Origin of the sequence: Streptomyces sp. NPDC046859 (assembly GCF_040645135.1) — a bacterium.
Lineage (GTDB): Bacteria > Actinomycetota > Actinomycetes > Streptomycetales > Streptomycetaceae > Streptomyces.
This window is the reverse complement of sequence record NZ_JBEYXR010000004.1, coordinates 293,390-305,598: the sequence shown is the minus strand read 5'-3', so window position 1 is coordinate 305,598 and position 12,209 is coordinate 293,390. Positions and strand designations below refer to the sequence as shown.

Below are 12,209 nucleotides of genomic sequence, written 5' to 3'. Positions count from 1 at the left end.
GGAGGACGGTCAGCCCTTGGGGCCGTCCTCCAGCGCGGCCACGGCCTCCTTGGCGGCCTTGATGGCGCCCGTGTTGATCTCGTCGGTGGCGGGCGCCTTCTTCGACTCGAAGTCGCTTCCGCTGTAGGTGACGGAGACCAGCGCGTTGGACGTCCGGACGATCACCACGCCCTCACGGGTCTGCTGCTTGTCCTCGGTGGTGAGGTTCACGACGGAGTAGCCGGAGTCCCCGACGCCCGGGACCGCGCCGCCGCCGGCGCGGTCCGCGATCCGCCCCTTGTAGGACTCCGCCGCCGCCTCCTCGGACTGCTGGATCTCGATGGACACGTCCAGCCAGCGGTACTCGTACCCCTTGAGGGCGTTCCAGGAGCAGGTGCGGCGCAGCGTCTTGTCCGTCGACGGTATCTCCTTGCCGGCCGTCTTAGCCCCCGGCACCAGCGCCTTGACCGACTTGGCGGAGAGGGTGCCGCACGGCGAGGGGGCGGCGGTGTACGTCTTGGACGCGGCGGCCGTCGCGGGGGCGTCCGGCGCCTCCTCCTCGGTCCGCTGCGCGGCCGTACGGTCCTCGGGGGCCGGTGTCGCGTCGGGTCCGGACGACAGCGCCCAGCCCGCCGTGGCGAGCACGACGACGGGTGACAGGCGCGCGGTGAGAGCGAGCGGCAAGGGAAGTGAACGCACGGCGCACTTTTCGTGGGGGACGGTGCGGAGGGGGTCCGCACAGCGGACGGGACGCCAGTGTCACACGACTCTCCGTGAGGCGGAAGGGTCAACTCGCTCCGTGCCGACGCCATCACGGAAGAGGCCCGAACGCCGGGGGTCCTGGGCGAGTTGCGGAGCCTCCAGGGCGGTTCGGGCGGAAAGTGAGCTTTCGGCACGGTCCACGGCGATGAAGGCCCCGCAGGCGATCAGGTGCACCAGGCGAGTGGGGCGCGGTCGCGGGCGCCCAGCCTGGTCATGGCCCTCGCCTACGAGCCGGGGCCCGTGGCGCCGCGCGGCGCCTCCTCGGGCTGCGCGCCGCGCTCGCCCCCGAACGCCGCGAGGATCCGCTCGGCGGCCAGCGTCGCCGTCAACTCGCCGTCCCTGACCCGCTGTTCCAGCACCGGCGCCAGGGAACGGACCGCCGGGTCCGCGTGGAGGCGGCCCAGCAGTTCGTCACGGACCATGGTCCACGTCCAGTCGACCTGCTGGTCGCGGCGCTTGGCGGCGAGCCGGCCCGTGGAGTCCAGCAGCGCCCGGTGCTGCTCCAGACGCTCCCAGACGGCGTCCAGACCGATCGACTCACGCCCGCTGCAGTGCAGCACGGGCGGCGTCCAGACGGCGTCCTTGCCGTGCATCAGGCGCAATGCGCCCGCCAGTTCCCGCGCGGCCGCCCTGGCGTCCCGCTCGTGCGGGCCGTCCGCCTTGTTCACGGCGAGGACGTCGGCCAGCTCCAGCACGCCCTTCTTGATGCCCTGCAGCTGGTCGCCGGTGCGGGCCAGCGTCAGCAGCAGGAAGGAGTCGACCATGTTCGCCACGGCCGTCTCCGACTGGCCGACGCCGACCGTCTCCACCAGCACCACGTCGTAGCCCGCGGCCTCCATCACCACGATGGACTCCCGCGTGGCCTTGGCGACCCCGCCGAGCGTCCCGGCCGTGGGGGAGGGGCGGATGAAGGCCGCCGGGTCGACCGCCAGCCGCTCCATCCGCGTCTTGTCGCCCAGGATGGACCCGCCCGTCCGGCTGGACGAGGGGTCGACCGCCAGCACCGCCACCCGGTGCCCGAGACCCGTCAGCATCGTGCCGAACGCGTCGATGAACGTGGACTTGCCGACGCCCGGAACCCCGCTGACCCCGATCCGCCGCGCCCGACCGCTGTGCGGCAGCAGCTCGGTCAGCAACCGCTGGGCCAGCGCCCGGTGCTGCGGCCGGGTCGACTCGACGAGGGTGATGGCGCGCGCGACGATCGCCCGCTTCCCGTCGAGCACGCCCTTCACATACGCGTCGACGTCGATCACAGCTCGTGCCCGAGTCCGTCCGCCAGCCGCCGCACCAGGTCGTACGCCGCGTCAGGGATGACCGTGCCGGGCGGGAAGACCGCCGCCGCGCCCATCTCGAGCAGCGTCGCGACGTCCTGCGGCGGGATGACCCCGCCGACCACGATCATGATGTCCTCGCGGCCCTCCTCGGTCAGCGCCTCCTTGAGCGCCGGTACGAGGGTGAGGTGCCCGGCCGCCAGCGACGACACCCCGACGATGTGCACGTCCGCCTCGACGGCCTGCCGGGCGACCTCGGCGGGCGTCTGGAACAGCGGGCCGACGTCGACGTCGAAACCGAGGTCGGCGAACGCGGTCGCGATCACCTTCTGGCCGCGGTCGTGGCCGTCCTGGCCCATCTTGGCGACCAGGATGCGCGGGCGGCGGCCCTCGGCCTCCTCGAAGTCCGACACGAGGGTGCGGGTGCGGTCCACGGCGGGCGACTCCCCGGCTTCGTTGCGGTACACGCCGGTGATGGTACGGATCTGGCTCGCGTGCCGCCCGTACACCTTCTCCAGGGCGTCGGAGATCTCGCCGACGGTGGCCTTCGCGCGGGCCGCTTCCACGGCCAGCTCCAGCAGGTTCCCCTCGCCGCCGGCCGCCCGCGTCAGCGCGTCCAGCGCGTCCCGGCAGGCCGTCTCGTCCCGCTCCTCGCGCAGCCGCCGCAGCTTGGCGATCTGCTGGGCGCGCACCGAGGAGTTGTCGACCTTGAGCACGTCGATCTGCTCGTCGCTGTCGACGCGGTACTTGTTGACGCCGATGACCGGCTGGCGCCCGGAGTCGATGCGCGCCTGGGTGCGGGCCGCCGCCTCCTCGATGCGCAGCTTCGGGATACCGGCGTCGATCGCCTTGGCCATGCCGCCGGCCGCCTCGACCTCCTCGATGTGCTGCCAGGCGCGGCGTGCGAGGTCGTACGTCAGCTTCTCCACGTAGGCGCTGCCGCCCCACGGGTCGATGACCCGGGTGGTGCCCGACTCCTGCTGGAGCAGCAGCTGCGTGTTGCGGGCGATGCGCGCCGAGAAGTCGGTCGGCAGGGCCAGCGCCTCGTCGAGCGCGTTGGTGTGCAGCGACTGCGTGTGCCCCTGCGTCGCCGCCATCGCCTCGACGCAGGTGCGTGTGACGTTGTTGAACACGTCCTGTGCGGTCAGCGACCAGCCCGACGTCTGCGAATGGGTGCGCAGCGACAGCGACTTGGAGTTCTTCGGGTCGAACTGCTTCACCAGTTTCGCCCACAGCAGGCGCGCCGCGCGCAGCTTGGCGACCTCCATGAAGAAGTTCATGCCGATCGCCCAGAAGAACGACAGCCGGGGCGCGAACGCGTCGACGTCCAGGCCCGCTTCACGTCCGGCCCGGATGTACTCGACGCCGTCCGCGAGCGTGTACGCCAGCTCCAGGTCGGCCGTCGCCCCGGCCTCCTGGATGTGGTAACCGGAGATGGAGATCGAGTTGTAGCGGGGCATCCGCTGCGAGGTGTACGCGAAGATGTCGGAGATGATCCGCATCGACGGCTTCGGCGGATAGATGTAGGTGTTGCGGACCATGAACTCCTTCAGAATGTCGTTCTGAATGGTCCCGGCCAGCTTCTCGGGCGGTACGCCCTGCTCCTCCGCCGCCACGATGTACAGCGCGAGCACGGGAAGCACCGCGCCGTTCATCGTCATCGACACGGTCATCTTGTCCAGCGGGATGCCGTCGAACAGCTGCCGCATGTCGTAGATCGAGTCGATCGCCACGCCCGCCATGCCGACGTCACCGGTCACGCGCGGGTGGTCGCTGTCGTACCCCCGGTGCGTGGGCAGGTCGAAGGCCACCGACAGGCCCTTCTGACCGGCCGCCAGATTGCGCCGGTAGAACGCGTTGGACTCCTCGGCGGTGGAGAAGCCCGCGTACTGGCGGATCGTCCAGGGCTGGTTGACGTACATCGTCGGGTACGGGCCGCGCAGATACGGCGCCACACCCGGGTACGTGCCCAGGAAGTCCAGGCCCTCCAGGTCACGCCCGGTGTACAGCGGCTTGACCGCGATGCCCTCGGGCGTCTCCCACAGCGGCTCGTCCCCGCCGGTGGCCTGCTTGACGGCCGTACGCCACTCGTCGGAGCCGCCCGCCGCGTCCGGGGTCCCCAGTTCGATCCCGGTGAAGTCGGGGATTCCCATCAGGACACTCCCATGCGGTCGAGGGTGGCGGACAGGACGGCGACGGCGTCACAGCCCGCGAAGACATGGCCGTCGACGCCGGGGTGGTCCCCGGGCCGCCCGGCGAGGAACACATGCGAGGCGCCGGCCGCCTTCAGCCGCCCGGCGGCCTCGGCCGCCTGCTCCTCGTACACGGCGTCGCTGGAGCACAGGCACGCCTCGGTGGCGCCGCTCTCCTCGAAGGTGCCCTCGGTGACGGGCTCGATGCCGCCGGCCTGGAAGAGGTTCGAGGCGAAGGTCAGGCGCGTGGTGTGGGCCGCGGCCGGGCCGAGCGCAGCCAGGTAGATCCGCGGCCGGGCGCCGGTCGCGGCCAGATGCGCGTCGGACCGGGCGCGCAGCGCCTCGTACGCCTCGTCGCGGCGCACGCGCGGCAGGCCCCCGGACGGCGGCTCGGGCGCGGGCTCGCGCACCACGGGCTGCTCGGCGAGATGCGGGAACTCGCTGACACCGGTGACCGGTTCGCGGCGCTTCGCCAGCTTGCCGGTGCGCGCCTCCCAGGTGGCGGCCAGGTCGTCCCGCAGCCGGCCCGAGCGCAGCGCGGCGGCCTGGCCGCCCGCCTGTTCGATCTGCCGGAAGAACTCCCAGCCCGCGTGGGCGAGTTCGTCCGTCAGCCGCTCCACGTACCAGGAGCCGCCCGCCGGGTCGATGACCCGGGCCAGGTGGGACTCCTCGATGAGGATGGTCGAGGTGTTGCGCGCGATGCGCCGCGCGAACGCGTCGGGCAGGCCCAGCGCGTGGTCGAAGGGCAGCACCGTCACCGAGTCGGCGCCGCCGACGCCGGCCGCGAGCGTGGCGACCGTCGTGCGCAGCATGTTCACCCACGGGTCGCGGCGCGTCATCATCACCGGCGAGGTGACGGCGTGCTGCACCTGGGCGCTGGGCGCCCCGGACACCTCGGTCACCCGCGCCCACATGCGGCGCGCCGCCCGCAGCTTGGCAATGGTCAGGAACTGGTCGGCGGTGGCCGCGTAGCGGAACTCCAGCTGGGCGGCGGCCTGTTCGACCGTCAGGCCGGCCTCGGTGAGCTCGCGCAGATACGCCACACCGGTCGCCAGCGCGGAACCGAGCTCCTGCGCGGCCGAGCCGCCGGCCTCGTGGTACGGCAGGGCGTCCACGGTCAGCGCCCGCAGCCCCGGGTACTCCTCGGCGCACCGCCGGGCCAGCACGGCGGCCGGCGCGAACGGGAGGGACGTGCCGGTGCGGGCCTCGTGGCCGAGCGGGTCGGCGCCGAGGTTGCCGCGCGCCGCGTCCTTGGCGACGCCGCGCTCCGCGTACAGGTCCAGCAGGGCGTGTGCGGCGGTCTCCGTCCCGGCGCCCGCGTCCAGGACGACCGGGGCGAGGTCGAGGTAGACGCCGTCGAGGGCCCGGCCGAGGGAGGACACCGGGATGCCGGCGTCGCCGAGGACCAGCCAGAGCGAGGTGACGCCGTTCTCCAGGTCCGCCAGCACCACGCCGTCCGCGGCCGTGGTGTGCCGCTGCCGTACGTCCCAGCCGCCGGCCGTGTTGCCCTCGGGGCGCCCGCCCCGGACGAACGGGGTGAAGCCGGGCAGGCCGGGGTCGGGCGCGGCGTCGCGCGCGGTGTACAGGGGGCGGGAGCGCATCCCGTCCTCGAGTGGGGTGGACAGGGCGTCCTCGGCAGCCGTCCCCGACACGTCCTTGCCCGCCTTGCGCAGCACACCCTCCACCAGGTGTTGCCACTGCTCATGGGTTGCGTCAGGGAACTCGGCGGCCAGCGAGAGCCCGTCGTCAGGCAGGACCGTCATGCTCGGATGCTAGGTCAGATCGCCAAAGGAGCAGCAGGGGGCACGGCTGTGACCTTGCCCTCTTCCAGATTGTGACCTGCGTCTCCGCACTCCTCCGCGGCCTGCGCGGGCACGACGGAGGAGCCGCTCGCGGCCCCGACTTGATAGCCTCGCGGAGCTGGTCGAGCCCCTTGCGGGGCCAGGGAATCCGGTGCGAATCCGGAACTGACGCGCAGCGGTGAGGGGGACGGGCGGGGCAGGCACGCCACTGGGAGACCGGGAAGGCGCCCCGCCGGGACGAACCCGAGTCCGAAGACCTGCCGGCACCTCCGCGCCACCGGGCGGGGAGGACCTCCGCAGGCCGGCTCCGCGTACGAGCCCCGACCCGAAGGCAGTCATGCCCGTACCCCCGCCCCCGCCGTCGTCCGAGCCGCCGCTCCCGGACCGGCGCCCCCCGTCCCCGCCCTGCCGGGTCGTGCTCTGCCGGGACTGCTGCTGCGGCAGCCCGAAGGTGGCCGGTGTGGACCATGCCCGTCAGGCCGCCCGGCTGAGGGACAGCGTGCCCGTACGCGTCTCGGACTGCCTCGACGTCTGCGACCACGCCAACGTGGTCGTCGTCCAGCCCTCCGCCGCGGCGCGGGCGGCGGGCGCCCGCCCGGTCTGGCTCGGCCTCGTCAACGATCCGGACGCCACCGAGGACGTCATCGCCTGGGTCCGGGCGGGTGGCCCCGGCGTCGCCCCCTGCCCGGAGATCCTCGACCTCCACACCTTCCCCCCGCCCTCGTCCCGCGCCCCCGGGAACGGCTGACCATCCGCTCGTCGCGGCGGTGACGGGTTCAGGCGTCATCCTGGCGGCGTCGCGCGCAGGTGGTCGCCCACCGGTGCGGGCAGGCCGGCGAGAGTCCGCGTGGGGTGGCGGCCCGGGTCAGGCGGCCTGGCCCGGTCCGCCCGACCTCCACACCTTCACGCCACCCTCGCTCCACGCCCCCATGAACGGTTGAACATCGAACGGGCGGTCACCTGATACCTCCGAGGATGCCCCGGCCTTCAGGCCTGGAGGAATCGGACCCCTGCGGAGCAGGGCGAGGAAGGAGCCATCGCCGTCAGGGCGATTGGTCGTCGCCGTCCATGGTGGTGAGGGCGACCTCAAGCAGATGCAGGATCTCGGAGTTGACCGAAGCCCAGCCGCTCCCGGCCACGGGCCGTGTCCTCGGCGTGGACTGGGGCGTCAAGGAGACCGCGACCACCACGTCCGACGCCCACGACCTCCCCCACACCCAGCATGGGAAGAACGCCGCACACAAACTCGCCTGCTACCAGCGGATGATGGCCCGCCGCAAGCCCGCACGCGGGCAGGCCGCGTCCAAGGGCTACCGGCAGGCGCAGCTGCGGGCCGCGAAGCTGCACAAGAAGGTCGCCCGGCAGCGGCAGGACACCGCCCGCAAATGGGCCAAGTCCGTGGTCCGCGACCACGATGCGATCGCCGTCGAGGACTTCCGGCCGAAGTTCCTCGCCAAGTCCACGATGGCGCGCAAGGCGGCGGACGCCGCGATCGGCGCCACCAAGACCGCCCTGATCGAGATGGGTCGCAAGCACGGGCGGGACATCCGCCTCGTCAATCCCGCACATACCACCATGGACTGCGCGTCGTGCGGAGCGAGAACCAAGCACGCACTTCCTCTTTCGGAACGTACCCACACCTGCACCGCGTGCGGAGTCGTATCCCCCAGGGACAAGAACTCCGCCCGCGTGATGCTCGTCCGGGCTGGTCTCAACCCGGCTGGTGCCGAGGGCGTAAGACCTCCGGGAGCGCTGCTCCCGGAGGCAGCCTGAGCCAGGAATCCCCTCCCTTCAGGGAGGGGAGGATGTCAAGGAAGATCGGACGGACCCGTCCGCGCCGACCGCGAGGTGACGCCCGCCATGTTCACCACCCGTCCCACCCTCCAGGGCACCTTCGGCATGGTGTCCTCCACCCACTGGCTGGCCTCGCAGTCCGCGATGGCGGTCCTCGAGCGCGGCGGCAACGCCTACGACGCCGCCGTGGCCGGCGCGTTCGTGCTGCACGTCGTCGAACCGCACCTGAACGGGCCGGCCGGCGAGGTGCCGATCCTCCTCGCCCCGGCGGGCGGCGAGGTGCGGGTGCTGTGCGGCCAGGGCGTCGCCCCCGCGGGCGCGACCGTCAGCCACTACCGGGGCCTCGGCCTGGACCTCGTCCCCGGCACCGGACCGCTGGCCGCCGCCGTGCCCGGCGCCTTCGACGCCTGGATGGTCCTGCTGCGCGACCACGGCACCCTGGCACCCGCCGACGTCCTGGAGTACGCCATCGGCTACGCCGAGCACGGACACGCGCCCGTGGAGCGCGTCGGCGAGACCGTGGAGACGGTGCGCGAGCTGTTCGAGACCGAGTGGACCTCCTCCGCCGAGGTGTACCTGCCGGACGGCGAGCCGCCCCGGCCCGGCACGCTCTTCCGCAACCCGGCGCTCGCCGCCACCTGGAAACGCCTGCTCGACGAGATCGCCGGAGCTGGCGACCGGGTCGCACGGATCGAGGCCGCGCGCGCGGTGTGGCGCACCGGGTTCATCGCCGAGGCGCTGGTCCGGCAGGCGAACCGGCCCACCCTCGACACCAGCGGCGAGCGCCACACCGGCACCCTCACGGCCGACGACCTGGCTGCCTGGTCCGCGACCTACGAGGCGCCGGCGACGTACGACTGGAACGGCTGGACCCTGTGCAAGGCCGGGCCCTGGAGCCAGGGCCCGGTGCTCCTCCAGCAGCTCGCCCTGCTCCCGGACGAACTGCCCCCGTACGGGTCCGCGGACTACGTCCACCTGCTCATCGAGTGCTGCAAGCTGGCCATGGCCGACCGGGAGGCCTGGTACGGCGACGCCGCCGAGGTGCCCCTCGCCGACCTGCTGTCCGACGCCTACAACGCCGGCCGCCGCCGGCTGGTGGGCGACACGGCCTCCTTCGAGCTGCGGCCCGGCAGCCCCGGCGGCCGCACGCCGAGGCTCGGCGCACACGCGCGGGGCGCGGCCGTCGCCGCACCCGGCTCCGTGCCCGGCGCCGGGGAGCCGACGATCGCCGAGTCGCCCCGGTCCCCGGTGCCGGGCGAGCCCGAGGTGGCCGCCGACGGCAGCACCCGCGGCGACACCTGCCACCTCGACGTCGTCGACCGGTGGGGCAACATGGTCGCGGCCACCCCGAGCGGCGGCTGGCTGCAGTCCAACCCCGTGGTGCCCGAACTCGGCTTCCCGCTCGGCACGCGGCTGCAGATGACCTGGCTGGAGGAGGGCCTGCCGAGCTCCCTGACGCCGGGACGGCGCCCCCGCACCACGCTCACCCCCACCATCGCGCTGCGCGACGGTGAGCCCGTGCTGGCCTTCGGCACCCCCGGCGGGGACCAGCAGGACCAGTGGCAGCTGCACTTCTTCCTCGCCGTCGCCCTGCGCGGCCGGGTCCGCGGCGGCCTCGACCTCCAGGGCGCCATCGACGCCCCGAACTGGCACAACGACAGCTTTCCCGGATCGTTCCACCCGCGCGGCACGCGGCCCGGGAGCGTCACCGTGGAGGCCCGCACCGACCCCGCGGTGGTGGACGCGCTGCGGCGGCGCGGCCACGACGTCGCGGTCGGCGACGCCTGGTCGGAGGGCCGCCTGTGCGCGGTCGCGCGCGACCCCGGCACCGGGGTCCTGTCCGCCGCGGCGAACCCGCGCGGCATGCAGGGCTACGCCGTCGGACGCTGAGGGGACCGGGTGGCGTCCGCCCCGCGCGTTCACCGGGAGGCCGTCCGCAGGTCACCCGGCGGGCGGGCGCTGTCAGCGGCGCGTGTTCTCATGGACGGGTGATCGAAGACAACGAAACCATCGAAGAGTTTCTCGCCCAGCACGCCACCGACGTGGAGGACGCCGTCCGCAAGGCGGCGGCCGCCGAGATCATGCCCCGCTTCCGCCGGCTCGCCGACCACGAGGTCGACCGCAAGAGCGGGCCGCACGACCTGGTGACCGACGCCGACCGGCTCGCCGAGCGGTACCTCACGGAAGCCCTCGGTGCCCTCCTGCCCGGCTCGGTCGTCGTCGGCGAGGAGGCGGTGCACGCCGACCCGTCCGTGTACGACGCGATCCGCGGCGACGCCCCGGTGTGGATCGTCGACCCCGTCGACGGCACCCGGCAGTTCGTGCACGGCGACACCGGCTTCTGCACCCTGGTCGCCCTCGCCCGGCACGGCGAGGTGCTCGCCTCCTGGACCTACGCGCCCGCCCTCGACCAGCTGGCCACCGCCGTCAGGGGCCAGGGCGCCTTCCTCGACGGCGAGCGGCTGCGCGCCGGAGCCCCGGACCCCGGCCGCGACCTGCGGGTCGCCACCTCCCACCCGGACTTCACCACCGACGAGCAGAAGCGGTCCCTCCTCGGCCTGTGGACCGACGGGGTCGCCCCGCGCGCGTGCGGATCGGCCGGCCTGGAGTATCTGGCCGTCGCGCGCGGCGACTTGGACGCCACCGCCTTCGGCTGGGAGGCGGCCTGGGACCACGCGGCCGGCCTGCTGCTCGTGGAGGAGGCGGGCGGCGCCCACCTGACGCACACGGGCGAGCCGTTCCGTATCACCGGGGGCAACGCCCTGCCGTTCACGACCGCCCGCGACGCGGCCACGGCACGGCGGGTGGCGGGACTCCTGTCCGGCGGAGCGCGCCACGCGGCGTAGGAATAGAGTCGGCCGCGGGGGAGCGGAGGTGGGGCGTCGGAGCCCCGGCCTATCCTGATCTCCCTAGGCCGCCGCCTGACGAAGGGGTCCGAACGTGCCGTCGATGCTCGACGCAGTCGTGGTGGGGGCGGGACCGAACGGCCTGACCGCCGCCGTGGAGCTGGCCCGCCGCGGTTTCTCCGTGGCCGTGTTCGAGGCCCGGGACACCGTCGGCGGCGGGGCCCGCACGGAGGAGCTGACGCTCCCCGGCTTCCGGCACGACCCGTGCTCGGCCGCCCACCCCCTCGGCATCAACTCGCCCGCGTTCCGGGCGATGCCGCTCGACCGCTACGGGCTCCAGTGGCTGCACGCCGAGCTGCCGATGGCCCATCCCTTCCCCGACGGCACGGCCGCCGTGCTGTCCCGGTCCGTCGCCGAGACGGCCGCCTCCTTCGGTCCGCGCGACGCGGGGACGTACCGCAGGCTGGTCGCCCCGTTCCTGTCCAAGTGGGACACGCTCGCACGGGACTTCATGTCGCTGCCCCTCACCGCGCTGCCCCGGGACCCGGTGACCCTCGCCCGGTTCGGTCTGACTGGGCTGCCGCCGTCGACCTGGCTGATGCGCCGCTTCCGCGACGAGCGGGCGCGGGCCCTGTTCTCCGGCCTGGTCGCCCATGTGATGGCGCCGCTGAGCGGCTTCGCGACCGGCGCCATCGGCCTGGTCTTCGCCCTCGCGGCGCACGCCCGTGGCTGGCCCGTGGCCCGGGGCGGCTCCCAGTCCATCTCCGACGCCCTCACCGCCTACCTCGAGGATCTCGGCGGTGCCGTGCACACGGACTTCGAGGTGAAGCGACTCGACGACCTGCCGCCCGCGCGGGCGTACGTCTTCGACACCTCGCCCACCGCGCTGGCCCGGATCGCGGGCTTCGGCCGTTACTACGAGAACTACCGGTACGGCTCCGGAGTCTTCAAGATCGACTACGCGCTGGACGGCCCGGTGCCCTGGACCGCCCCGGAGGCCCGGCGGGCCGGCACCGTGCAGATCGGCGCGGACAGCGCGGAGATCGGGGCGGCACTGCGGGCCGCGTCGCGGGAAGGACGCGCACCCGACCGGCCGTTCATGATCACCGTGCAGCCCAGCGTCGCCGACCCCACCCGCGCCCCCGAGGGCAAGCACGTCTTCTGGGCCTACGGCCATGTCCCCAACGGCTGGACCGGCGACCTCACGGACGCCCTGGAACGCCAACTGGAGCGCTTCGCGCCCGGGTTCCGCGACCGGGTCCTCGCCCGCGCCACGGCCGGCCCGGCCGAACTCGCCGCCCGCAACGCCAACTACGTCGGCGGCGACATCGGCACCGGCGCCGCCACCGGACTCCAGCTTCTGCTGCGCCCCAAGCTCTCGCTGTTCCCGTACCGCACCCCGCACCCCGCGATCTACCTCTGCTCGTCCGCGACCCCGCCCGGCCCGGGCGTGCACGGCATGTCGGGGCACAACGCGGCCAAAGCGGTCTGGCGGCGCCTGCGCCAGGAGCCCTGACCCGCGGGCCCGGCCCTGCGAGGACCTGCTCCCACCTGCTAGGAAGG

Annotated in this window: 8 protein-coding genes, 1 pseudogene and 1 riboswitch; of the genes and pseudogenes, 5 read left to right on the top strand and 4 right to left on the bottom strand. The window is 73.6% G+C overall.

The window, feature by feature from the left end; translation table 11 throughout:
* Nucleotides 1-9: 9 nt before the first annotated feature.
* From ABZ899_RS07705 to ABZ899_RS07690, 4 genes are all read right to left on the bottom strand, one after another.
* Nucleotides 10-678: a hypothetical protein gene (locus ABZ899_RS07705; protein ID WP_361342197.1), complete on the bottom strand. Its 669-nt coding sequence runs from the start codon at nt 676-678 to the stop codon at nt 10-12.
* Nucleotides 679-965: 287 nt separating this feature from the next.
* Entirely contained in the window at nt 966-1,994 is a 1,029-nt protein-coding gene (gene meaB, locus ABZ899_RS07700) for a methylmalonyl Co-A mutase-associated GTPase MeaB (protein WP_361342194.1), read from the bottom strand.
* The gene (scpA, locus tag ABZ899_RS07695; RefSeq protein ID WP_361342191.1) at nt 1,991-4,165 is read right to left on the bottom strand and encodes a methylmalonyl-CoA mutase; all 2,175 of its coding nucleotides are present in this window, start codon (nt 4,163-4,165) and stop codon (nt 1,991-1,993) included. Before scpA ends, meaB begins: the two co-directional genes overlap by 4 nt.
* Nucleotides 4,165-5,967, bottom strand: coding sequence for a methylmalonyl-CoA mutase family protein (locus ABZ899_RS07690; protein ID WP_361342188.1), 1,803 nt, complete (start codon nt 5,965-5,967; stop codon nt 4,165-4,167). The genes scpA and ABZ899_RS07690 overlap by 1 nt, the downstream gene beginning before the upstream one ends.
* 141 nt (nt 5,968-6,108) lie before the next feature.
* Nucleotides 6,109-6,286, top strand: a riboswitch (cobalamin riboswitch).
* A gap of 57 nt (nt 6,287-6,343) precedes the next feature.
* On the opposite strand from ABZ899_RS07690, the gene ABZ899_RS07685 reads away from it, so the two are divergent.
* The 5 genes and pseudogenes from ABZ899_RS07685 to ABZ899_RS07665 all read left to right on the top strand — a co-directional run bounded on the left by ABZ899_RS07685 (nt 6,344) and on the right by ABZ899_RS07665 (nt 12,162).
* Entirely contained in the window at nt 6,344-6,754 is a 411-nt protein-coding gene (locus ABZ899_RS07685; RefSeq protein WP_361342186.1) for a (2Fe-2S) ferredoxin domain-containing protein, read from the top strand.
* 368 nt (nt 6,755-7,122) lie between these two features.
* Nucleotides 7,123-7,779 (top strand): annotated as a pseudogene (locus ABZ899_RS07680) (transposase); the annotation flags it as partial.
* An 87-nt stretch (nt 7,780-7,866) separates the two neighbouring features.
* A complete protein-coding gene (locus tag ABZ899_RS07675; RefSeq protein WP_361342183.1) occupies nt 7,867-9,690 on the top strand; it encodes a gamma-glutamyltransferase in 1,824 nt (607 codons plus the stop codon).
* Between the two features lie 98 nt (nt 9,691-9,788).
* The gene (locus tag ABZ899_RS07670; protein ID WP_361342181.1) at nt 9,789-10,646 is read left to right on the top strand and encodes an inositol monophosphatase family protein; all 858 of its coding nucleotides are present in this window, start codon (nt 9,789-9,791) and stop codon (nt 10,644-10,646) included.
* A gap of 103 nt (nt 10,647-10,749) precedes the next feature.
* Entirely contained in the window at nt 10,750-12,162 is a 1,413-nt protein-coding gene (locus ABZ899_RS07665; protein ID WP_361342178.1) for an NAD(P)/FAD-dependent oxidoreductase, read from the top strand.
* Nucleotides 12,163-12,209: the final 47 nt, after the last annotated feature.

Coding starts and splice junctions, on each gene's coding strand:
- scpA (WP_361342191.1), bottom strand. CDS start 4,165: ATGGGAATCCCCGACTTCACCGGGATCGAACTGGGGACCCCGGACGCG.
- ABZ899_RS07690 (WP_361342188.1), bottom strand. CDS start 5,967: ATGACGGTCCTGCCTGACGACGGGCTCTCGCTGGCCGCCGAGTTCCCT.
- ABZ899_RS07685 (WP_361342186.1), top strand. CDS start 6,344: ATGCCCGTACCCCCGCCCCCGCCGTCGTCCGAGCCGCCGCTCCCGGAC.
- ABZ899_RS07675 (WP_361342183.1), top strand. CDS start 7,867: ATGTTCACCACCCGTCCCACCCTCCAGGGCACCTTCGGCATGGTGTCC.
- ABZ899_RS07665 (WP_361342178.1), top strand. CDS start 10,750: ATGCTCGACGCAGTCGTGGTGGGGGCGGGACCGAACGGCCTGACCGCC.